The organism is Ruegeria sp. AH3, from assembly GCF_056536265.1.
This window is the reverse complement of sequence record NZ_JBQFJL010000002.1, coordinates 496,893-519,767: the sequence shown is the minus strand read 5'-3', so window position 1 is coordinate 519,767 and position 22,875 is coordinate 496,893. Positions and strand designations below refer to the sequence as shown.

19 protein-coding genes are annotated in these 22,875 nt (G+C 57.7%); 8 read left to right on the top strand and 11 right to left on the bottom strand.

Going from position 1 to position 22,875, the window contains the following annotated elements; genetic code table 11:
- The first annotated feature begins 90 nt into the window (after window positions 1-90).
- The 3 genes from ACR3EM_RS19955 (at window position 91) to ACR3EM_RS19945 (ending at window position 3,849) form a co-directional block, all read left to right on the top strand.
- Window positions 91-2,397, top strand: coding sequence for a Tex family protein (locus ACR3EM_RS19955; protein ID WP_480472423.1), 2,307 nt, complete (start codon window positions 91-93; stop codon window positions 2,395-2,397).
- Between the two features lie 201 nt (window positions 2,398-2,598).
- Window positions 2,599-3,489: a LysR substrate-binding domain-containing protein gene (locus ACR3EM_RS19950; protein ID WP_480472421.1), complete on the top strand. Its 891-nt coding sequence runs from the start codon at window positions 2,599-2,601 to the stop codon at window positions 3,487-3,489.
- Window positions 3,490-3,681: 192 nt separating this feature from the next.
- Entirely contained in the window at window positions 3,682-3,849 is a 168-nt protein-coding gene (locus tag ACR3EM_RS19945) for a hypothetical protein (RefSeq protein ID WP_480472419.1), read from the top strand.
- Between the two features lie 351 nt (window positions 3,850-4,200).
- Here the strand turns inward: ACR3EM_RS19945 and ACR3EM_RS19940 are convergent, their stop codons facing one another.
- Genes ACR3EM_RS19940 through ACR3EM_RS19925 form a run of 4 tightly spaced genes read right to left on the bottom strand, consistent with a single transcriptional unit; the run spans window position 4,201 to window position 6,282 of the window.
- Window positions 4,201-4,422, bottom strand: coding sequence for a Rieske 2Fe-2S domain-containing protein (locus ACR3EM_RS19940; protein ID WP_480472417.1), 222 nt, complete (start codon window positions 4,420-4,422; stop codon window positions 4,201-4,203).
- A 5-nt stretch (window positions 4,423-4,427) separates the two neighbouring features.
- On the bottom strand, window positions 4,428-4,763 hold the full coding sequence (locus ACR3EM_RS19935) for a carboxymuconolactone decarboxylase family protein (RefSeq protein WP_480472415.1): 336 nt from the start codon (window positions 4,761-4,763) through the stop codon (window positions 4,428-4,430).
- A 10-nt stretch (window positions 4,764-4,773) separates the two neighbouring features.
- A complete protein-coding gene (locus ACR3EM_RS19930) occupies window positions 4,774-5,532 on the bottom strand; it encodes an amino acid ABC transporter permease (RefSeq protein WP_480472413.1) in 759 nt (252 codons plus the stop codon).
- A 9-nt stretch (window positions 5,533-5,541) separates the two neighbouring features.
- On the bottom strand, window positions 5,542-6,282 hold the full coding sequence (locus tag ACR3EM_RS19925) for an amino acid ABC transporter ATP-binding protein (RefSeq protein WP_480472411.1): 741 nt from the start codon (window positions 6,280-6,282) through the stop codon (window positions 5,542-5,544).
- 121 nt (window positions 6,283-6,403) lie between these two features.
- On the opposite strand from ACR3EM_RS19925, the gene ACR3EM_RS19920 reads away from it, so the two are divergent.
- The 3 genes from ACR3EM_RS19920 (at window position 6,404) to ACR3EM_RS19910 (ending at window position 11,982) form a co-directional block, all read left to right on the top strand.
- Window positions 6,404-7,174, top strand: coding sequence for a transporter substrate-binding domain-containing protein (locus tag ACR3EM_RS19920; protein WP_480472409.1), 771 nt, complete (start codon window positions 6,404-6,406; stop codon window positions 7,172-7,174).
- Between the two features lie 604 nt (window positions 7,175-7,778).
- On the top strand, window positions 7,779-10,106 hold the full coding sequence (locus ACR3EM_RS19915) for a fatty acid cis/trans isomerase (RefSeq protein ID WP_480472407.1): 2,328 nt from the start codon (window positions 7,779-7,781) through the stop codon (window positions 10,104-10,106).
- A gap of 139 nt (window positions 10,107-10,245) precedes the next feature.
- Window positions 10,246-11,982, top strand: coding sequence for an adenylate/guanylate cyclase domain-containing protein (locus ACR3EM_RS19910; RefSeq protein ID WP_480472405.1), 1,737 nt, complete (start codon window positions 10,246-10,248; stop codon window positions 11,980-11,982).
- Between the two features lie 9 nt (window positions 11,983-11,991).
- On the opposite strand, the gene ACR3EM_RS19905 is transcribed toward ACR3EM_RS19910, so the two are convergent.
- The 3 genes from ACR3EM_RS19905 to ACR3EM_RS19895 are packed head-to-tail and all read right to left on the bottom strand — an operon-like array spanning window position 11,992 to window position 14,808.
- A complete protein-coding gene (locus ACR3EM_RS19905) occupies window positions 11,992-13,635 on the bottom strand; it encodes an FAD-binding oxidoreductase (protein WP_480472402.1) in 1,644 nt (547 codons plus the stop codon).
- A gap of 54 nt (window positions 13,636-13,689) precedes the next feature.
- Window positions 13,690-14,313: a glutathione S-transferase family protein gene (locus ACR3EM_RS19900; RefSeq protein ID WP_480472400.1), complete on the bottom strand. Its 624-nt coding sequence runs from the start codon at window positions 14,311-14,313 to the stop codon at window positions 13,690-13,692.
- Window positions 14,314-14,331: 18 nt separating this feature from the next.
- Entirely contained in the window at window positions 14,332-14,808 is a 477-nt protein-coding gene (locus tag ACR3EM_RS19895) for a nuclear transport factor 2 family protein (RefSeq protein WP_480472398.1), read from the bottom strand.
- Window positions 14,809-14,913: 105 nt separating this feature from the next.
- Here ACR3EM_RS19895 and ACR3EM_RS19890 point away from each other — a divergent pair, with 105 nt between their 5' ends.
- On the top strand, window positions 14,914-15,810 hold the full coding sequence (locus tag ACR3EM_RS19890) for a LysR family transcriptional regulator (protein WP_480472396.1): 897 nt from the start codon (window positions 14,914-14,916) through the stop codon (window positions 15,808-15,810).
- Window positions 15,811-15,830: 20 nt separating this feature from the next.
- Here ACR3EM_RS19890 and ACR3EM_RS19885 read toward each other — a convergent pair whose 3' ends face one another.
- From ACR3EM_RS19885 to ACR3EM_RS19870, 4 genes are all read right to left on the bottom strand, one after another.
- The gene (locus tag ACR3EM_RS19885; RefSeq protein WP_480472394.1) at window positions 15,831-17,888 is read right to left on the bottom strand and encodes an adenylate/guanylate cyclase domain-containing protein; all 2,058 of its coding nucleotides are present in this window, start codon (window positions 17,886-17,888) and stop codon (window positions 15,831-15,833) included.
- A 261-nt stretch (window positions 17,889-18,149) separates the two neighbouring features.
- A complete protein-coding gene (locus tag ACR3EM_RS19880; RefSeq protein WP_480472392.1) occupies window positions 18,150-20,330 on the bottom strand; it encodes a molybdopterin cofactor-binding domain-containing protein in 2,181 nt (726 codons plus the stop codon).
- A gap of 4 nt (window positions 20,331-20,334) precedes the next feature.
- The gene (locus ACR3EM_RS19875) at window positions 20,335-20,799 is read right to left on the bottom strand and encodes a (2Fe-2S)-binding protein (RefSeq protein WP_480472390.1); all 465 of its coding nucleotides are present in this window, start codon (window positions 20,797-20,799) and stop codon (window positions 20,335-20,337) included.
- Window positions 20,800-20,828: 29 nt separating this feature from the next.
- Window positions 20,829-21,671, bottom strand: a complete 843-nt coding sequence (locus tag ACR3EM_RS19870; protein WP_480472388.1) for an SDR family NAD(P)-dependent oxidoreductase — start codon at window positions 21,669-21,671, stop codon at window positions 20,829-20,831.
- Window positions 21,672-21,831: 160 nt separating this feature from the next.
- On the opposite strand from ACR3EM_RS19870, the gene ACR3EM_RS19865 reads away from it, so the two are divergent.
- Window positions 21,832-22,719, top strand: a complete 888-nt coding sequence (locus tag ACR3EM_RS19865) for an AraC family transcriptional regulator (RefSeq protein ID WP_480472386.1) — start codon at window positions 21,832-21,834, stop codon at window positions 22,717-22,719.
- Window positions 22,720-22,875 lie beyond the last annotated feature (156 nt).

Here is a 22,875-nt window from a genome sequence, read left to right as displayed (position 1 = left end):
GTGCAGAGCGGGGTTTATGGCTGAAACCCCCTTCCCCTCGCCTGTCCCTCTGGCTAAGACGGTCCCCCAACCGTCTGTCAGGAGGCCCCTTTGGACCGCATCGCCCGCACCATCGCCACCGAGATCAATGCCCGCCCGGAACAGGTAGGGGCCGCGGTCAAATTGCTGGATGAGGGGGCAACGGTGCCCTTTGTCGCGCGCTACCGCAAAGAGGCGACCGGCGGGTTGGATGACACACAGTTGCGTACCCTGTCCGACCGGCTGACCTATCTGCGCGAGCTTGAGGCCCGGCGCGAAGCGATTGTGAACTCGATCAAGGATCAAGGAAAGCTGACCGATGATCTGATCAAATCCATCGCGCAGGCCGAGACCAAGGCGCAGCTGGAAGACATCTACCTGCCTTACAAGCCCAAACGTCGAACCAAAGCTATGATCGCCCGTGAAAATGGCCTTGAACCGCTTGCCGATGCCATTCTGGCAGAGCGCTCGGCAGATCCCGAAGCATTGGCCGAAGGGTATTTGGGCGACGCCGTCCCGACCACCAGGGACGCCCTGAACGGAGCACGCGACATCATCACCGAGCGGCTGACCGAGAATGCTGCACTTTTGGGAGAGCTGCGCAATTTCATGCAGCGCGAGGCATTGTTGACCGCCAAGGTGATCGAAGGGAAAGAACAGGAAGGCGCGAAGTTCAGCGACTATTTCGATCATACCGAGCTTTGGGCCAAAACCCCTTCGCATCGGGCGCTGGCGATGCTGCGCGCCTCGAAAGAGGGGATTGTAACGCTGGATATCGCGCCCGAGCCCGAAGCCGGTGCCGCGCGGGCTGAGGCGATGGTCGCTGCCCATCTGCATACAAGCGGTGATGGCCCCGGTGACAAATGGTTGCGCAAAGTTGCCGGCTGGACCTGGCGCGTGAAACTGTCGCTTTCGATGATGGTCGAACTGATGGCCGATCTGCGCAGCCGCGCGCAGGATGAGGCGATTCAGGTGTTTTCGCGCAATCTTAAGGATTTGCTGTTTGCCGCCCCTGCAGGCGCGCGCGCGACGCTGGGTCTGGACCCGGGCATTCGCACCGGCGTCAAGGCCGCTGTTGTGGATGAAACTGGAAAGGTCGTGGCAACTGATACGCTTTATCCGTTCCAACCCAAGAACGACCTGCGCGGAGCCCAAGCCGCCATCCTAAACCTGATTGCCGCCCACAAGATCGAGCTGATCGCCATCGGCAACGGCACCGCCAGCCGCGAGACCGAGCGGATGGTGGCTGACACACTCGCGCTGCTGCCCAAAACGGTCAAGGCACCCACCAAAGTTGTCGTGTCCGAAGCCGGGGCCTCGGTCTATTCGGCCTCGGAACTGGCGGCACGTGAGTTCCCGGATCTCGATGTCTCGCTGCGCGGCGCGGTCTCGATTGCCCGCCGTCTGCAAGACCCACTCGCCGAGCTGGTGAAGATCGAACCCAAAAGCATCGGTGTAGGCCAATACCAGCACGATGTGGACCAGCACCGCCTGTCTCAATCGCTGGAGTCGGTGATCGAAGACGTCGTGAACGCAGTGGGCGTCGATCTGAACACCGCCTCAGCGCCCCTGCTGTCGCACGTTTCGGGCCTCGGGCCCGGTCTGGCCGAAGCCATCGTGACCCATCGCGACATCAACGGGGCCTTCACCGCGCGCAAGGACCTGCTGAAGGTGGCGCGGCTTGGTCCCCGTGCCTTTGAGCAATGTGCAGGCTTCTTGCGTATCCGCGAAGGGGCGGAACCGCTGGACGCCTCATCCGTCCACCCCGAGGCTTATGACGTCGCCCGCCGCGTTGTCGCCGCATGTGGGCGCGATATTCGACAGATCATGGGCCATGACGGAGCCTTGAAGGGGCTGCGGGCCGAACAGTTTGTTGATGATACATTCGGCCTGCCGACCGTGCGCGATATCTTTGCCGAACTGGAAAAACCGGGCCGGGATCCGCGGCCCAGCTTCAAGACCGCTTCGTTCACGGACGGGGTCGAGGAAATCACCGATTTGAAACCCGGCATGGTTCTTGAAGGCACCGTCACAAATGTCGCCGCTTTCGGCGCATTCGTAGATATCGGCGTGCATCAGGACGGATTGGTACACGTTAGTCAGTTGGCCGACCGTTTCGTCAAAGACCCGCATGAAGTGGTCAAGACCGGTCAGGTCGTCAAAGTGCGAGTGGTTGAGGTGGACGTACCCCGCAAACGCATCGGGTTGACGATGCGCAAGGATGGTGGTGCCTCGGCGCGCGAAGATAAAGCCGCGCGCGGGCCGCGCAAACCCGCGCCTCATGGCAAACCCAAGAGCGTTCGGAGTGGAAAGCCAGACCACAGCACGCAAAACAGCGCCTTTGGCGACGCACTTCGGGATGCGCTGAAATCCAAGTAGCCATTGCGGCTGAACATCAGGCGCTGCACTCACGCTGTATCGTCGATTGATGAAACCGGGCCGCTGTTGTTCCAAAACGGCCCGCGCATCTCTGCCATACTCAGCTCAAATCAACCATTTGCAAGCCAGTCTCCCATATGTAAAATCTCCAATATCAAGCAAAACATAAGAAATTCTTATAGCTATACCCACGAGGATCCGATGCGCCACAGTCAGCTCAAAGCCTTCCACAATGTTGCGCTCCATGGTGGGTTCTCGACTGCGGCCGAAGCGCTATTTCTGACCCAGCCCGCAGTTTCTGAGCAGGTGCGAAAGCTGGAACAGGATCACGATCTGCTGCTGTTTCAGCGCGAACGCAGACGCGTTTCTTTGACACCTGAGGGCGAGAAGTTGTTTCGCTTTACCAAGCAATACTTTGAAATCGAAAGTCAGATCGAGGACTATCTGTCGGAATCGAAAGCGTCGATTGACGGCGAATTACGGATCATCGCTGACTCGGCCCATCATCTGACGGATTACCTGGGCCCATTTCGTGCGATGTACCCCAACATCACGATCATGGTTCGATCCGGAAATACGAATGAAATTCTGGAAGAACTGCGAGCTTACAATGCCGAAATCGGTATTGTGGGCAGCCCTTCACCGGGCAGCGACATGACGATGCTCAATCTGGGTGCCACCAACATCGTAGCCTTTGCCGGGCGCGGAGTGCTGCCACTTTCAAAAACATCACTGTCGTTCAAAGAGCTCAAGACGCTGCCACTTATCTTTCGCGAACAAGGTTCCAAAACCCGTCAGAAACTTGAGGAAGAGGCACGTCGCAGAAAAGTCACCCTGAAACCCGCCATCGTCGCCGAAGGGCGCGAAGCAGTCCGCGAACTGGTGGCCTCGGGGGCGGGCATCGGCTTTGTCTCACGCGCGGAGTTCGGGCGCGATGACCGATTGCGCCAGATCGAACTGGCAGATGTCGATCTGCAAATGGGCGAAAGCATGATCTATATGACCCAGCGCCACGAGGTGAAGGTCATCCGCGCGTTCATGGACTTCGTCCGACGCGTTCAGGATGAAAAGCATTCGGAAACAACCGGATAAAACCGGGGCCCGACACGCGCGAACCCTCATTCGTCGCCTTTGTAATACCCGATCACATCGTTTTCTGTTGTCGCCCCTAGGCCGTTCAACAAACGGTTTGAGTAGTTGAAATAAGCACAGACCTGATTGACTTCGAGGGTCCTCGATATCCGTCTTTGCACCGGTGCAAACGTAGGGGTATCGGGCATGGTCATGCAGGACGGATTTTTGCTTGGAACCAGCTCGAAATTCTACGAACTCTATGGGTGGGAGCTGCGCGAGCCCTTGGCAGTTCAGTTCGAAAGCAGCCGCCCGCTGGGTTTCCCGGGCCACCCGATGGATGTGCATAGCGCCGAGATGCATTATGCAAAAAATCGGTAAGATGTTCGAGCTCGACCCGCTGACCATGCATTCTTGGCATGCCGGGATTCATCCGAGCCGTGCCTATTCTGCCTCCACGCATCAGAATTTCGATAAGTGGAGCGGCTCGACCTTTGGCAACCCGCGACCACTGCACTTCCACACCCGCGGGCATTACGCGCTGGGTGAGATTTCGCTGAACATTCTGGACCCAACCATCCGCGTTGAAGGGATCGTGATATGGGGGCTGAATCCAGAATGCATCCCGGGTGGCGCCCAGATCCAGAGACATACCCCGGCGTCAAAACGGTTTTTGATGCAACGGCGCGGACTATGGGACAGGGTTCCCATGGCAGGCTCAGCGTGTCCTGATCAGCCTGCCGCTTCTGTAATGGTCCCGCGAGACAAAGGCAGCTTATGGTGCGAGCAGGCATCCTTGAGCGTAATAGCCATGCCCTCAGCGTCGCGATAGATCACGATCTCATCGTCGAATATCCGCACAGCGCTGAGTTCGCGGCCAAAGTCCTCAGACCGGCCAGCGACGTACCTGCTGTCTCGGATAATCCCCTCAGCACCGGCCAGATCAGGAGGCATTAGGCTTACTCCGAAAACACGTCATAGGCCTTTAGCGCCTTGGCGCTGTAGGCATAGGACGGCCCTCCGCCCATATAAGTCGCCATCGCCAGCGCCTCGCACAGCTCGTCACGCGTCGCGCCCAGCCGGACCAGCGATTTAACATGAAACCCGATGCAACTGTCGCAGCGAGTGGCGATCGCGATGCCAAGCGCCATGAACTCCTTGGTCTTTTCGCTCAGCGCACCATCGGTCTTGGCCGCCTTGCCCATGATGCCGAATCCGCGCACGGTTTCGGGTACCTCTTTCGAGAAAGCCCCTATATTGGCCTCGGTCTCGGCCATGAAATCTTTCCAGTTCATCACTTACTCCTTATCCGCGCTCATCCGCGCCCATGCGGCGTTCCAACCAGCGCACGCCTGCACTGATGATCAGAACCAGGACCAGGTATTCAAAGATCAGCAGTGTATAGATTTCCAGCGGGCGGTATTCCGTCACCACCAGCTCGTTCGCTCGTCGGGTCAGTTCCTGCATTCCGATGACGCTGGCAAAGGCACTCATCTTCACAATGTAAATAAACTGGTTCGCCAGCGGTGGCAGGATACGCCGGATCGCCTGCGGCAGGATCACATAGCGCATGGTCTGCACATAGTTCAGCCCGACGGTCTGCGCCGCCTCGCGCTGTCCGCGGGCGATGGATTGGATACCTGCGCGATAAATCTCGGCCGTGAAGGCACTGTCAGAGATCGCCAGAGTGATAATCGCGCCCCAGAACGGATCGATGGGCACGTTCATCCCCATCGACTGGAACACGATGGGCAAACCATAAAACACCCAGAACAACATCGGCAGCAGGGGAATGGCGCGAATGAATTCGACATAGACCCGGTTGACCAGCCGCCAACCCCGTTTCTCGGACAACCCTGGCAAAGCTACCAACAGGCCAATCACGATTGAAAGGACGGCGGCGATCAACGAGATCAGGATCGTCGAGCCCATCCCGGAAATCAGGAATTTGACATTCGTCCAGCCCGAGTCCGTTGTCGGATTGATGACATACCAGCCCCAGGTCTGGGAAGATGAGCAGCCTGCCAGCAACAGCAGCGGCGATATCAGAAATAGTTTTCTCATCGGCCCCACCTAATGCTGCAGAATTTGACTGAGGAATTTACGGCACCGCTCGGATTGCGGATTGGTAAAGAAGTGCTCGGGGTGCCCTTCCTCTACAATCTCGCCCGCATCCATGAAGATCATCTTGTCGGCCACCTTCCGGGCGAAGCCCATCTCATGGGTGACGACGACCATGGTCATACCTTCCTGCGCCAGTTCGACCATCACATCCAGAACCTCCGAGATCATCTCGGGGTCAAGTGCCGAAGTCGGTTCATCAAACAGCAGCACACGGGGTTCCATGCACAACGAGCGTGCTATGGCGACACGCTGCTGCTGGCCGCCCGACAATTGAATGGGCCGCTTGTCTGCCTGATCTGGAATATGCACCCGCTCAAGGTAATGGCGGGCTTTTTCTTCCGCCTCTTTCCGGCTTAACCCCCGGGCCTTGATCGGTCCCAGCGTCAAGTTCTCCAGCACGCTCAGGTGCGGAAAAAGGTTGAATTGCTGAAAGACCATTCCGACTTCGGAACTGATCGCAGCAACCGACTTGGGGTCATTCGTCAGCTCGACGCCATCAACCCGGATCGTGCCTTTCTGATGCTTTTCCAATTGGTTGATACAACGGACAACGGTCGACTTACCCGATCCGGAGGGTCCGCAGATCACCACCTTTTCGCCGCTTCCGACCGTCAGGTTGATATCCTTGAGAACATGAAAGGTGTCGAACCATTTGTTCACGTTCACAAGTTCGATGGCGGCGTCTGGCATTGGCTGGCCTGCCCCTATTTCAGTCTTAGTTGAATATTTTCTTGAGGTTATCTTTCTCTTTGCGCTTAAATCAACAAAGAACACGGCATCAAGGCCGAAACGCCACCAACAGGAGAGATTGATGAACACTTTTTTGAAAGCTGCGGCAGCAGCCGCGCTTGGACTGGTATTGTCCGGCGCAGCACAGGCACAATCAGCTCTGAACGAGGTTCTGGATTCCGGCGTTCTGAAGGTCGGCACAACTGGCGACTGGAACCCGATGTCACTGCGTGACCCGGCGACCAACAGCTACAAAGGTTACGACATCGACATCATGAACGAGCTCGCGGCTGATCTGGGTGTTGAGGTCGAATATGTACCCACCGACTGGAAAACACTGGTGAATGGTGTGGTGGCGGGGAAATATCACCTGACCGGCTCGGCCTCGATCTCACCGCCGCGGATGAAGGTCGCCGGTTTCTCAGACAGCTACATCGCGGTGGAGTTGTTCCCCTATACGACCAAAGACAAGGCGGACAAGTTTGATGGCTACGAGTCGATCAACCAACCAGGTGTGACCGTTGCCACAACCTTGGGTACCACCTTCGAGAAACGGGTGCGCGAGTGGTTCCCGAATGCCGAGATCAAAGTGGTCGAAGCCCCGGCCCGCGGTTTTCAGGAAGTGATCGCCGGGCGCGCGGATGTGTTCATCACTTCGAACATCGAAGGGTCGACGCTGGAACAAAAGTTCCCTGTCGTGCGCGTCAAGAACGCCGGTCCCCGCTCTCCGTCGCCCATCGCGATGATCCTTCCGCAGGCTGATCAGGTTTGGATCAACTACGTTAACAACTGGATCGAGGTGAAGAAGGCGCAGGGATTCTTCGAAGAAAACCGCAAGAAATGGGGTCTCTGATTGCATTTGGTGCCCGGTTAATTCGCCGGGCGCTTTTCACTCAGGCCGCCGTCAGGGCAGACTGATCAAAGGCAAACAAGATCCCTCCAACAAGTGCAGCATCCGCCAGAGGTGCGAGGTCGACCATGCGACCTTGCGCCATAACGAACGTCGAATGCTGAGTGGCTTTTAGCTCACCTAAGCCTTAATTTGATCCGGGATTTCAGGTGCCGCCAAAGCTGCGTCTAGATCGTATCGACGGCTGGGCTCCCAAGCGATCATGTTCATCCTCCAGGGTCAGAACGCCAACACGTTCCGCCGTGCCCATTGGTAAATCATAAGATGCGGGTCGATAGCAGTGTCGAGCAGCCCGGGATTCACCACCCGCGACAAGCACTTAATCTTGTCCCAAGATTTCATGGACCTCCCATCCGACCAGGCAGTCTTCTTTCACTAAGTTACGCCCATGATCCGCCTTTGCCAGACGATCTGAATTTTAGCTCTTTGCATGCGTGGTGCGCGGTGTCGAAAGCAAAAAGCTTGTGATCTACAGACTCGACAGGCGCGCAGTCTACACGCCATCTTACGGAGGTATTGAGAACCAATTCTATGGGATAACGCACTGATGTCTAAAGCGCTGCGGAGATGGACGATTCTGATGGGGTTGGTCGCCATTTTTTCGTTGTGGTCTCATCCCGGGTCAGAAGCCCGCGCCCAAACACAGGCCACCAACGATTGGACCGATGTACGCACTGTTCTAGATCGACGCTGTGTGGTTTGTCACAGCTGCTATGACGCGCCTTGTCAGCTGAAACTAACCTCGGATGAAGGTCTGTTGCGTGGCGGCAGCAAACAGGCGGTTTATCACACCGAACGCCTCTCGGATGCGCAGCCCACGCGGCTGGGGATAGATGCGCAGTCCGCTTCGGAATGGCGCGGGCTCGGGTTTCACCCGGTCACGCCCGGATTGCTTGAACGGTATCTCGATCTCGGGCGCAACAGCAGCCTGTCGCCAAACGAACCGGTCCCGGATGCGCTCGGCCTCGCGTTGGACCGGCCCCTTGTTTGTCCGACACCAGACGAGTTCGATGATTTCCGCAAGGCCCACCCGCTGGCTGGAATGCCGTATGCAACCGCCCCGTTGAGTGACCAAGACTACGCCCTGCTGACATCATGGATACGCGTCGGCGCACCAGCGACCGCGATCCCCGAGAACATCCCCCACGACATCCAAGGGCAAGTCACCGAATGGGAGGGCTTTCTGAACGCTCCCGATCTGCGCAGTCAATTGATGAGCCGGTATATATACGAGCACCTCTTTCTGGCTCGACTGCACTTTGAAGGGGACAGCGCAAGCAGGTTTTTCCAGCTCGTACGCTCGCGCACGCCCACAGGTGACGAGATTGACGTGATCGCGACCCGCCGCCCGTTCGATGATCCTGGTACTGCGACCTTCTATTACCGGCTTCAGCCCATTACGGAAACGATCGTGCACAAAGAGCACCTGGTCTACCCCCTGAGCCCGGCGCGCATGACGCGATACCAAAGCTTGTTCCTTCAGCCCGACTGGGCACCCTCGGGCCTGCCCGGATACGGCGAAAGCGAGGGCGGGAATCCATTCACCACATTTGCCGATATTCCACCGCGCAGTCGCTATCAGTTCCTGCTCGACGACGCGCTGTTTTTTGTACGCAGCTTCATTCGCGGCCCGGTCTGTCACGGCGAAACGGCGGTCGATGTCATTGAAGATCGTTTCTGGGTCAGCTTTCTGGACCCTGATGCAGACCTGTCTGTTACGGACCCAAGCTATCTTGCGGATGGTGCCGGATATCTCGAATTGCCTGTCTCAACCAGTGAAGGTGGAACACTGGATCAGTTGCAGGGGGTCTCGCACAAAAATCAGGTGCAATACCTCAAGTTCCGCGACGCACGCTATGGGCAAAGTGAGGCGCACAGAACCGGCTTGGGTTATGATGCGATCTGGGACGGCGGCGGCACCAATCCGAACGCCCTGATCACCGTATTCCGCCATTTCGACAACGCCTCGGCAATGACCGGACTTCATGGCTCAATCCCCGAGACTGCGTGGGTGATCGACTATCCGATTTTTGAGCGTATCTACTACAATCTGGTGGCTGGCTACGATGTCTTCGGCCGTGTCGAGCATCAGCTGACAACGCGGCTTTATATGGATGAACTGCGTATGGAGAGCGAAGACACTTTCCTAACCTTCCTGCCAAGAGCTGTACGGCCCCGGATACACCGAAGCTGGTATAAGGGCGCGCTCAGTGAGATTCATACCTATTGGCACCGCCGCCATGTCGACGGCAGTTTTCCGACGGGGATCACCTTTGACACGGAAAGCCCAAAGCAAGAATTTCTTCTGGCGTTGCTTGATCGTGGTGCCGGGCTTTGGCCCCTGACCGACCCGATCAATAGATGCGATAGCCCTAACTGCGCGCCTTCGGAAAGCGCCTCGGATCTGGAACGCCAGCTGCGTCCGCTTGCCGATCAGTCGGGGAACTGGGTGCAATTCCTGCCCGATCTTTCGATTTTGTTAGTCGAAGATGGCGCGGACACACCACAGGTTTTCTCGCTGATCCACGACAAAGCGCATGACAACGTGGCGTTTCTGTTTAACGAGGCACACCGGCGCGATCCGCAATCCGATCGGCTGACAATCCTGCCGGGATTAATCGGCAGCTATCCGAACTTCTTTTTCAACGTCGAACTGGCTCAGATCGACAGTTTTGTCGACACCCTGCTGGCTGTGAAATCCGACGCCGATTGGATGCAACTGATTGAAACCTTCGGCATACGCCGAACGAGCCCCGATTTTTGGGCGCTGAGCGATCAGGTACAAGATGCTATGGTTCGGCAGGATGCGGTTCAGGCGGGAATACTGGACCTCAATCGCTATAAGGACCCCCAGCCGAGCGACGATCCAACCTGATCTCAGATCGACGCAACACACGCACACACTACACCCGAACGTGAACCAAGAGGAGCGCTCGGCCAGAATACATCTGTCGCCACACGTGTTTACTTCAGCGGCGATCGAAAACCGCTGAATCAGAGGACGGGCGCGGCAGATGGCGTTCAATCGCAGGGATATCAAAGCCAATGGTCGGGGGAGCGTGGCGCAGCAGGTGCGGCTTTGGTCCGGTCTGATTTTGCTGGTCTATGCAACCGTCCATTTCATCAATCACGGGCTTGGGCTGGTCTCATTGCGCTGGATGGACAGCATGCTGTCCGTCATGTCCGCGATCTGGAGCTCGTTCCCCGGAACAATCCTGCTCTATGGAGCGTTCGCGGTTCATATCTTACTGGGCGCGTGGAGCATTCTGAGCATCCGCAGTCTGAAAATGCCGTTCTGGCGCTGGTTCCAGATCGCGCTGGGGCTGGCCATCCCCTACTGGCTGGTCAGCCACATCATCGTCACGCGCGGCTCTGAACTGGTGACAGGTGTCCCGGTGACCTATCTGCAAGAGCTGTCGCTGCTCTGGCCTGTCTCCGCCATCAAACAGAACGCACTTTTGCTGCTGGTCTGGGTTCATGGCCTTATCGGTATTCATTTCTGGTTGCGACCGAAACCTTGGTACAAGGACGGGCTGTTAATCCTTCTGCCCTTCGCCATCGCTGTACCTATCGTCGCCGTGGCCGGATGGATGACCGCCGCCAAACGCGAGGCATTGCGGCTGAGCCTGACACCTGAAGGACCCGAAGCCGTCGATTTGGCCGCGCGGGTGGCTACAGTGCGTGACGCGGTGTCAGAGTATCAGGCCATCGCGCAAGGTTGGGTTGCCATTATCCTCAGCTGCTTGCTGCTGTTCTTCGTGATCCTGTACATCGCACAAGGCCTTCGCCGTCAGGTGCAGGTCACCTATGGAAACGGACTAACCGTGAATACGGCCCCCGGCAAAACCCTGCTGGATGTCAGCCGAGACAATCGCATCACCCATATGTCTGTCTGCGGTGGGCGTGCGCGCTGCTCGACCTGCAGGGTCGTCGTGATGTCCGATCAGGGCGGGCTCAGCCCCATAGGTCCAGCCGAGCGCAAGCTGCTGGACAAGATCAATGCCGAGCCGAACATGCGGCTGGCCTGTCAGGCCCGCGTGGTTGGCGATGTCAGTATCCGTCCAATCATTCAACCTCGACGCGCCGTGTCGACCCCGCTGCAATCGGACCCCTTCGGCTGGGGCATCGAGCGTGAAGTCTGCGTACTGCAACTCAAGATCAAAGACTTCCGCCCATTTGTGGACAAGACTCTGCCCTATGACGTCGTTTTCGTGCTCAACCAGTTGCTTGATCTGATGGTTGAGCAGATCGAGGCCCAGAACGGACATATCGACAAGTTCACCAATGATGGGCTGACGGCAGTTTTCGGGCTAGAGACCCATAAAGCCGAAGCTGCACGATCCGCGCTTTACGCTGCCGCGCGATGTCAGGAATTGGTTGAGGGCACCGAAGGCAAGCTCCCCAGGAACCTCTCTGCACCGCTGAAGATCGGCATCGGCATCCATTCCGGGCGCGCCGTGATTGGGCGCGTGGGCAAAAGCTCGGACCAGATTGCGCCCGGCCCGGTCACCGCGATTGGGACCGTTTCACTGGTCGCCGATGCATTCGAGACCATTACCCGCACCTCGGAGGCCGTTATCGTATATTCGATATACGTGCATGAGCTGTGCGGCCTAGGCATCCCCAACATGCTAGGTCAGACCGGGGGGATCACGATCAAGGGTCTGGCAGGGAAAGTTGATGCCGTTATCGTGAAAAACAGCAGCCCGCTGCGCAAGAAACTGGAGCTGACCCAACGCCAAAGGACGTAGCCGACAAGGTTACGTGCTTTGCCCTGTTGGCCCGAATACTTCGAACTGGATGTTCTGCGCTGGAATGCCCAGCGCCTCCAACCCGGTCTTGATCTCCGACAGGAACGGCCCCGGTCCGCACAGCAGATAGAGCGCATCCGGCCCGGCGTTCAGATCCACAAGCGTTTGCGGCGTGATACGTCCATGAACCTGATAGTCACTACCGAGAATGTCGGTCGCATCTGGCTGACTATAGAAGATCAGCGCCTGCGCATTCGGCAATTGATCAACCAGTTGCCCGGTCTCTTTTCGCAGCGCATGTTCAGAACTATTTCTGGCACCATGCACAAACCACAACGGTCGATCATGCCCGTCGGCAAAATCTCCGTGTAGCATTGCCATCATTGGCGTCATCCCAACCCCTGCACTGACCAAAACCAATGGCTGATCACCTGAGGGAGCGATGAAATCACCAGAAGGTTCGGACGCGATGATCTCGGCCCCCTCGGCCAAATCATCGTGCAAGAAACGCGAAACCAAGCCTTTGGGCTCTCGTTTGATCGTCAGTCGATAACTGTCCGCGGCACTCGGATCGCCGGATAATGAATAGCTGCGCTTCACCGCCTCAGGCTGGCCGGGGATTTCGACGGATATGGGCAGATGCTGCCCAGCGACGAACGGCCAGACCGGTTTGCCGTCAGACGGGCTCAGGTGGAAAGACGTGATGCCCTGAGCCTCGGGAACACGTCGTGTGACCGTGAACCGGCGGGTCTGATCTTGCTTCGACCAACGCAGAGCCAATGCATTCGGGCGCTCGATGACGGCCTTGACTGTGACGTCGATCATCCGCCATGCGTCATCATCATTGGCGTCGGTCGGGTGCCAATCGATACTTGCGCGACCGGTAATATGCAGCAAGCTGCCGGTTTCGAAATCGACAAAGACCAGCCCGATCCGCGGATCGGCGATTAGATTGCCAATCGTATTGAAGAAATTGTTCCCCGCGTAATCCGGTATCCGCAGGCGCTGCGGGCCTTTGACCTGAACAAACCCGGGCGCACCACCACGGTGCGATGCATCAAAGCCACGCGAAGGCTTGTCCGCCCCTTGCTGATGCCCGGACCCGATAAACATCGTTTCGGACCTGGCAATCAGGGCGATCTGATCCGGGGTCAATATTGCTGAATGCCGGGCTTCGCCCGGTTGGTTTTCGACGCGCCGCCAGACGCGCTCGTGGATATATTGCGGGCAATTGCCGAAGGTCTGCCGGATATCGATAGCATAGCCGCCATCGGATCGGCGCAGATGACCGCTGAGCCGATTGCGCCGACGGTTGGAGAGTTCGATCCCGATAAGTCCCACATCCGTTCCTGCCGCAAAGGCACTGAACATAGGATCTTGCGCTTGGGCTATGGTGCCCAAGGTCAGGCCTTGTGGGTCTGGCGAGCGGATGAAACCCTCGGGCCCATCAATCAGGGTAATCCATGTCGAGCCGGTCAAATCCTGGCCGGACAAGACCAGAAACGGCAGCGAGGCGTAGAATTCCCGATGTTGTTCGGGCATGTAATCCCGGATGAACCCACCAGCCCATTTCGAGATATCGCCAACGCCTGCACGCTCTTGCGCGGCGCGTTCTCCTGCATGAAAGGGAGTGTCTGCGGTTTTCTGGTTCATTTCACCGATCCTCCGGGAATAAGAGGCCAGTGCCTTGGCACCGGCCTCAACGCGTCAAGCAAGTTCAGGGATGGGCGAGGTCGCCATGCCGACGAAACCGGGCTGCGATTCAATCCGGGCCAGCCAATTGCGAATGTTAGGATAAGGCGTCAGATCCACACCTCCTTCGGGGGCATGCGCGATATAGCTGTAGCCTGCCACATCCGCGATGGTGATCGTATCGGCAGCCAGCCAGTCACGGCCAGCCAAATGTGCCTCCATCACCTTGAACAAGGCATGGGCCTTGGCCACCGCCGCGTCGTGATCCAACGGCGCACCGAACACCTTGACAAGACGCGCGGCGCAAGGGCCGGAATAGACATTGTCCGCTGCAACAGTCAGCCAGCGCTGAACCTCGGCTGCGATTTTTGCATCCGTAGGCATCCAATGCGCTCCCGCCGCATATGTTTGAACCAGATACACGAGGATCGCGTTGGAATCCGCCAGGGTATAGCCGCCATCGTCAATCGCAGGCACCAGGCCAAACGGGCTGATCTTCAGATAGTCCGGTGCTTTATGCGCACCATTGGCCATGTCGAGGTCAATAGTTTCATAAGGCAGGCCCAACAGCGCCAGCATCAGTTCAACCCGGTGGCAATGGCCTGATTTGGCATTACGGTAGAGTTTGATAGGTGTCATCGTAGTATCCTGTTCTGGTTAAAGTCCAAGGTCGCTGAGACCCGGGTGATCGTCAGGGCGACGACCCAGAGGCCAGCGGAATTTGCGGTCTTCTTCGGCGATGGGAAGCTCGTTGATCGATGCATGGCGATGAGCCATGTAACCATTGGCGTCGAACTCCCAATTCTCGTTCCCATAGGCACGAAACCAGTTGCCGCTGTCATCGTGGTATTCATAGGCATAGCGCACCGCGATCCTGTTACCCGAATAAGCCCACAGCTCTTTGATCAGGCGGTAATCCAGTTCCTTGTTCCACTTGCGGGTCAGAAACTCCTGAACCTGTTCGCGCCCCTTCGGGAATTCTGCGCGGTTGCGCCAAACGGTGTCCGGCGTATAGGCCAGCGCAACCTTGGCCGGGTTACGACCATTCCAGCCATCCTCGGCCAAGCGAACCTTCTGCTTGGCGGTTTCCTCGGTAAAGGGCGGGACGGGTTGGCGTGGGGGTTCTGTGCTCATGATCCAATCCATTTTGGTGTGAACAGGTTGCCAAACAGCTAGTTTACGTCGCCAATCAAAGGAATATACTGCTTTGGAAAGTCATTATTTTGGATTTTGATGGTAATGGATCGTCTTCAAACCCTAGAGATGTTCATCGCTGTTGCCGATGCTGAAAGCTTTGCAGGCGGCGCGCGCAAATTGGGCCTCAGTGCGCCCTCGGCCACACGCGGGGTCAATGCGCTTGAAGAACGGCTGGGCGCACGTCTGTTCACCCGCACAACCCGCCGGGTGCGCCTGACTGAGGTCGGGCAAGCCTATTTGGAAGACGCAAGGCACATTCTGGCGCAGTTGCAGGCCGCCGACGACGCCGCCCGAGGTGCCGCTTCAAACCCGGTGGGCCAACTGCGCATCACCTGCCCGAATGAATTCGGGCGCATTCATGTAGCACCCATTCTGACAGATTTTCTTGATCAGCATCCAGGTATGACCGCTGATGTCCTGATGCTTGATCGCGTGGTGGATCTGGTCGAAGAAGGCATCGATCTGGCTGTACGGATTGGTGAGCTGCCGTCCTCTGGATTAACCGCCGTCCGGGTCGGTCATGTGCGCCGGGTCATTTGCGGTGCACCTTCCTATTTCCAGGTGCACGGCTCCCCGAAAACCCCATCCGATCTGCAATCACACCAGATCGTGTCTGCTGCCGGCGTTAGCCCGGTGACCGATTGGCGGTTCGGCGCTGATCTGCAAGAGACAGTGCGCATCAAACCCCGGCTCATGGTAAGCAGTGTCGCAGCAGCGATTTCGGTGGCGCGTCAGGGATGGGGCCTCTGTCGGGTGTTATCCTACCAGATCGGACCGGACCTTGAGGCCGGCACATTGCAATCGGTGCTGGATGCCTACGAACCGTCCCCACTGCCCGTCCATCTGGTCCATGTCGAGGGGCGACGAGCCCCCGCAAAGACCCGCGCCTTCATAGATTTTGCCAAGAACAGGCTCAGATCCGTACCGGTACTAAGATAATCCTGCCGACACCGTTTGCTTCAGTTCTTTTCCGTGTTGGTAACAGGACGCCAGTCCTGTGCGGGGGGGGAATCCAACAAGGCCTTGGCACGCGCGCCCATCGCGACCGAGGCCGGGTCTCCGTTTCGCGCCCGGTCGGCGGTTTCAAATGCTTCAACGGCCTGCTCAAACCGCCGTGCCCGGTAATCTTCCAGTCCCTGTTCATACGCTTCGATCCACGCCAATGATCCGTCAAAATCATCGGACATTGCGATCAGCTCATAAACCACAAGTTCTTCACTGCGCCCAAACACCGTCAGCGTATCCAGCTCGCGCACGATGATTGTATCGCCAGCCTCGCGCCGGGTCTCGGGGCCAATCAGGATCATGGTGCCGTATTCCTTGTTCGCTCCCTCCAAACGACTGGCGACATTCACCACATCGCCAATCGCGGTGTAGTTCAGCCGCTGCTCGGACCCGATGTTTCCGACCAGTGCCTCACCGCTATTCAATCCAATCCGAACCCGCAGAGGGTTACCCGCCTCATCCTTGATGCCCGCCGCCTCGACTTTGGCGACAAGATCCAGCGCCGCGCAGCAGGCATTTTCGGCATGGCAGGCATCCTTGCGGGGTGCGCCCCAGAACGCCATCACGGCATCACCCATGAACTTGTCAATGGTGCCATCATGGCGCGCAATCGCTGCCGAGGCTGCGCTGAAAAAGGGCTCCATCAACTCAACGATCTGAGGGCCGAGTTTCTCGGACAGGCCGGTAAATCCGGTAACGTCACAGAACAGAACCGAGATGGGTTTGATGTCACCCCCGGGCTCGGTCTTGATACCTTCAGCAACCAGCATCCGAACCAGATCAGTGGGCACATATTTTCTGAAAGCCGACAGACCCGCCGCCATGCTGGCCGTGGCTGCGGACAGGTTTGCCAACTCGGACAGTCTGGAGGGTCTGCGCGAGATACGTTCGACATCAAACCGCTCGATCTTACTCAAGTCCTCGGCAATACGTGCTAATGGGTTTGCGACAACCCTTCGGACCAGCCAGATTGCCAGCCCGGTTGCAACAACCACAACGCCGATCAGGATATAGATCAGGTTGATCAGGGTTTTATCGATTCCCGACAGGAAGGCCGCTTCCGGAATAACGGTTGCCACGCGCCAGCCATAGAACCCCAGCGGCGTCAGAGCCACCGCGTAGGGCACGCCATCGATCACGACCCGCGTTGTCTGGCTGCCCGGTGTGTTTTCATCCGGGTTGCCCAGCAGTTTCTCGCCCGAGATCATGGCGACTTCGTATAACTCCCCTTCGCCCATGCGCGCCGGGGTTGTCTCATCCGCCTCTGCGTCGGGAATGGCAATCACCTTGCCATCGGCATCGAGGATGAAGGCCGCCCCAAACTCCCCGGGATGGAGCGTCGCCAGAAAGCGCGACAGCCGGTCTGTCTCGATCGCGACGGCCAGAACACCCTGCCGCCTCCGGTTGACGTCGATCGGGCCCGCAAAGGCATAAACGGTCTTTTCACTGCCCGGCAGGTCACGCGCTTCGATCCAGCCTTGCGATTGCAGACCTATGAAGTTTCCGAACCAGGCATGATTGCGCGGGTCATAAGTTGTCTCGGCAAAGCTCCGCTCTTCGAACTGGATGTCGCCGGGAATGAATATATAGCGATCCTTTCGCAACATCCGGTCCCGGATGTTCTTGTCGATCTCGATCATCTCAAGCCCGCCGTCGCCAAGACGGTGCGATGCGAAGAAATTCCCGTCAGGCCACCCGAAGAAGATCCACGATATGTTGGGCTGCGCCTGCAATTGCGACAGAAAGACGAACTCGCGCTTGTCCGCCTGCCGAGTCTCGATGACGTTTTGAACGAAGATCGTCCGTACGGCAGCCCAGGCGGCCTCGGCCGATTGGAGGGTCACACCGACCTCGATGCGGACCGTATTCGCGATTTGGCTGTTGATCTCCGCTGCGAGCATACGGCTGTTATCACGCGCCGTCGTCCACCAAAGGGAGTGGACGAGGAACGTCGATACTCCGATGGACACGGCAACCAGCATTGAAACAGCAACGCCAACGCTAATCCGCATGAAAGCTCCGCAAATGACGACAGGTAGTGCAGTATTGGAGTGAGACGGTCAACAGCGCAAAGGTTACTTTGCTGCAACGCCAAAATCTCACGCAAGTGTTAGGCACGTGTTAACAAAAGCGCTTCTACAAACGGAATATAACCATCCGGCGCAGTAAGAAACAGTGATCAATCAACGGATTCGGAAGGCCAAACAAAGAGATATGAAAGCCGCTAGATAAGCTGTACCGCAGGCCGACCCCCACGATACAGCTGTCTTTGATTAAACGAACGCGACCCCATTTTCGTTCATCGGCAGCTCTGCGACTCGCAGATCCAGTTCAGCGATAGCATTTGCCAGGGCCGGAGCAGCAGGGGGCGTTCCGGGTTCTCCGACACCCGTCGGGGCCTCGGCTGACGGGATGATATGGGTCTCAATCGACTGGATGTCCGAGATCCTCAGGGGCTCGTAGTCCGGGAAGTTGGACTGCTCGACTGCGCCACCATCCAGAGTGATTTGATCCCTCATCGCGTGACCGATGCCATAGCCGATACCGCCTTCGATCTGGGCCCTGACAACATCCGGGTTGACCGCGATACCACAATCAACCGCAGCAGTGATCTTTTCAATGCGAATACCGTCTTCAAGGTTGCCAGAGATCTCGACCACCTCGGCCACGTAAGACCCGAACGATTTGTGCACAGCAACACCCTGAACATTGCCCGGTTCCGGGTTGCCCCAATTGCCTTTCTCGGCCGCCAGTTTCAGAACACCCGCTTTGCGCACCTGGTCCTTGTCATCACCGTTCAGATAGGCCAGTCGGAATGCGACCGGGTCTTGCCCAACGGCCTTGGCTGCCATGTCCATCATGACCTCCATGACATAGCCAGTGTGAGTATGCCCGACCGAGCGCCACCACAGAACCGAGGTTGCTTTTTCCGTATCGGACAGACCCACCGCCATACCGGGGATGGCATACGGGCTGTCCGCAAGACCCTCGATGCTTGAGTGGTCAATTCCGTCATGCACCAAAGCGGCCTCAAACGGAGTACCCTTCACAACGGGCTGACCGGCAACCTGATGCAACCAACCTACTATGGCGCCGGTTTCGTCCAGACCCACTCGCACTTTATGCCCAAAGGCCGGTCGGTAGTAGCCGCCCCGGATATCGTCTTCGCGGTCCCAGACCAATTTGACCGGGCGTGACCGGTCGGTCAGCACAAAGGCCAGCGCGGCCTCGACCTGGTAATCTGCATCGGGCGTCGCGCGGCGCCCGAATGAGCCACCGGCCAGCATGGTGTTGATGTGAATTTTCTCTGCGGGCAGCTCGAAAATCTGCTGATAGGCCATGTGCGGCCCTGTCGGCATCTGCGCACCATCATGCAGCACGATGTCACCGTCAGCGGTCTGCTCAATCGTGCAATTCAAAGGTTCCATCGGGGCATGCGCGAGCAGCGGGAAGTAGAAGGTCTTCTCCACTACAGTGGTGGCCCCATCCACAGCAGCTGCGACCGCAGCCTGATCGGCCTTGTTGACATTGTAGGTCGGAGCGGCATCCAGCGCGGCCATGATCTCATCGCGGATTTCCTGCGACGAGCGGTTCTCGGCAGCGGATAGATCCCAATCGACCTCTAGCGCTTCACGTGCCTGCATGGCAGCCCATGTGTTTTCTGCATAGACAGCGACACCATGCTTGGTGGGCAGGGTCTGGGCCATGATGAAGCCTTTGACCTCTTTGGCCGCGTTGTCATCAAAACCGGCGACGGTGCCCCCGCGTTGAGGTGTGCGCTTGACCATCACAACCATCTGGTTGTCCAAATGCACGTCCATCGCGAATTTCGCGGTGCCGTTGACCTTGATCGGGCTGTCCTTTCGGCGGGTCTCAGCATTGCCGATGATCTTCCATTCGGACGGATCACGCAAACGCGGCGTCTCGGACGGTGCGATAGCAGCAGCGGCAGCAACGAATTCACCCAAAGGCGCGGATTTGCCTGCCCCGGTGATCAAACCCTCCTGAATATCCAAGGACGATGGCTCGACACCCCAGGTCTCGGCTGCGGCTTTGATCAGCATCTCACGCGCATTCGCACCGGCAGTGCGGTATTGCACCCAGGAGTTCGCGATCGCAGTGGATCCGCCCGTGCCTTGGAACGGACCAAACAGAGTGTTGTTGTAGACGGTCGGATCAGACGGGGCGAACTCATAGTCGATCTGATCCATGGTGACGCCCAGTTCCTCGGCAATCAACGAGGTCAGGCCGGTGGCGGGCCCCTGCCCTTTTTCAAAATGCTTCACGATCGCAATGACATTGCCATTGCTGTCGATCTTGACGAAGGGATTCAGCATCGCGTCGGCCTGACCGGATGCGGCCATGGCACCATCTGCGTTTGCCCCAACATACAGAACTGCACCGGCTGCAGCGGCTGTTTTAAGGAATCCGCGGCGGGAAAGTTTAGCTGTCATGGACTCAGGCCTCCAGAATCTCGGATGCGCGCAGAACACCGGCGCGGATGCGTTGATAGGTGGCGCAGCGGCAGGCGTTGCCGTGCATGTAATTATCGACCTCTTCAGCCGTGGGCTTGGCATTCTCGCGCAGCAGGCCCACTGCATTCATGATCTGTCCGGACTGACAATAACCGCACTGGACCACGTCCAGCTCAAGCCACGCCTGCTGCACGGCAGCACCGATCTTGTCCTGCTCCATCACCTCGATGGTGGTGATTTCTGCGTCTTCGACATCTTCGATATAGGTCTGACAAGACCGGACCGGTTCGCCATTCATATGCACGGTGCACGCTCCGCAGGATGCGACACCGCAGCCGAATTTGGTACCGGTCAGCTTCAACTCGTCCCGGATCACCCACAGGAGCGGGGTGCCCGGTTCGGCCTCGACGCTATGCGTTTGACCATTCAATTTCAGTTCGATTGCCATGGCTTCAAGGTCTCCCTTTTGGCGAGTGGTTAGTTTGATTGTTCGTATTCAGAGAAGGCATCCGCATAATCCGGGTGCCAGCGTGACAAGGCAGGACGGTTCTCAAGGATATCGCCCAAAGCCCAGGACACCCGGCGCTTGTCCCGCTCGGACGAGACGTCATTGTCCGGGCACAGGATGTAGAAATCGCCTTCGGACACCCGCGCGATAAGATGATCTATGGTTTGCTCCGAGGTCCAGGCTGCGGCAGGCTTCTCGGGGATATGCCGCGCAATCATGCCGGTATAAGTGAAACCCGGCACAAAGAGATGAGCCGAGATGGGCGCGTTAGCCTCACGCAGATCGTGCGCCAGCATCTCGGTCAAAACCTTAACCCCGGCCTTTGAAACATTATAGGCCGGGTTGCCGGGCGGTGTGGTGATGCCTTGTTTCGATCCGGTGTTGATCACAACGGCCGGGCGTCCAGCTTCGACCATACGCGGCAGAAAAGCCTGAACCCCGTTGATGACGCCAAACAGATTAACTTCGATCAGCTTGCGCCAGGCATCAGGGTGATCCCAACTGCCGCTGGGTCGAGCGATACCAGCGTTGTTCATCAACACAGCCACCTCGCCGACTGCATAAGCAGCGTCGGCCAGATTTTGCACGGCATCTACATCACTGACATCCGTTGGAACCGCTTGCACCTGCGCGCCACCTGTCGCGATAGCTTCGAGCTGCGATGTTGCCTGCTCCAACGCTTCTCCGGGCAGATCCGCAAGCAAGACGCTGAGACCCGATTGCGCGAAGCGTTCAGCCGCTGCAAGACCAACACCACTGGCAGCACCGGTCACAACGGCAAGGCCACCTTTCTCAATCGCCTGATTGTACATGCCACCCTCCTGCCTTTGGCCTTGCATAAGGGTAGTGTGCTGAGAGGCGATTGCGCTGCCTTATCCTCCGAATGATCTGCCTATTCCTCCGACAAGCGGCGGAAGATTGTTTTCAGACCGTGTGAAACCTCTATATTTCCAAAGGACAGGAGGGTTCTCGATGGTATCAAAAAGTCTGGTGGCAGACGTATTCGAACAGGTGCGTTCGAAAGGCGCAATGGGCTTCGGGTGCAAGACAGGCGTTGAAGGGTTGTTTGCGTTCTGCAATCACGAAACTACCGAATGCGCCGCCGGATTCTACGAACCGATCATGTGCCTGGTCCTGCAGGGTGCGAAAGAGGCATATATTGGCGGACGTGTGATCCGTTACAGTGCGGGCGATACGCTGATCGTCAGCCATGCGGTACCCGTCGAAGCCGCCGTCATCAAGGCCAGCGCCGATGAACCCTATGCCGCGCTGGCTTTGAAGCTGGATCTCGCCCTCGTCCGTAGCCTGGTGGATGAGATCGGAGACTTCGAAGATGGAGACGTTCAGACGCTGAATGTCGCCGCCTCAGATCAGGCGTTGATTGATGCGGTCGCACGCCTTTACCGCCTTTCACACGACCCGGTTGAAGCCCACGCCCTGGCACCGCTGGTTCTGAAGGAGATACATTTCCGCTTGCTGCGCGCCCGCCACGGAGGGATGCTGCGCCAGCTGTTGCGGCATGAAAGCCCTGCCAGCCGCATCTCAAAGACGATCGCTCTGATCCGGCGCAACTACAAAACCAGCATCCCGGTCGCTGATCTGGCGCTTGAATCTGGGATGAGCTTGTCGGCCTTTCATGAACATTTCAAAACCGTAACCTCGACGACACCGTTGCAATATCAAAAGGACCTGCGCCTGCTTGAGGCGCGGCGGTTGCTTCAATCGGGAAACACTTCGGTCGCTTCAGCGGCGTATGAAGTAGGATACGAAAGCCCGACGCAGTTCAGCCGCGAGTATTCGCGCAAGTTCGGGCTGTCACCGAGTGATCAGAAATCCAATCCAGCCCTATTGGCTGGTTAGGGTCTTACGCTCGTCCACCTCATACGCCGGTAAAACCATCAGCCATCCTTCGCCATTTTTGGCGACAGTTGGCGCAATCGTCGATGACCAAGGCAATATCACCTTGAATACCGCCCCGCTAAGCGCTTATTCGGTCTCAACGAAAGAACGGTTTTG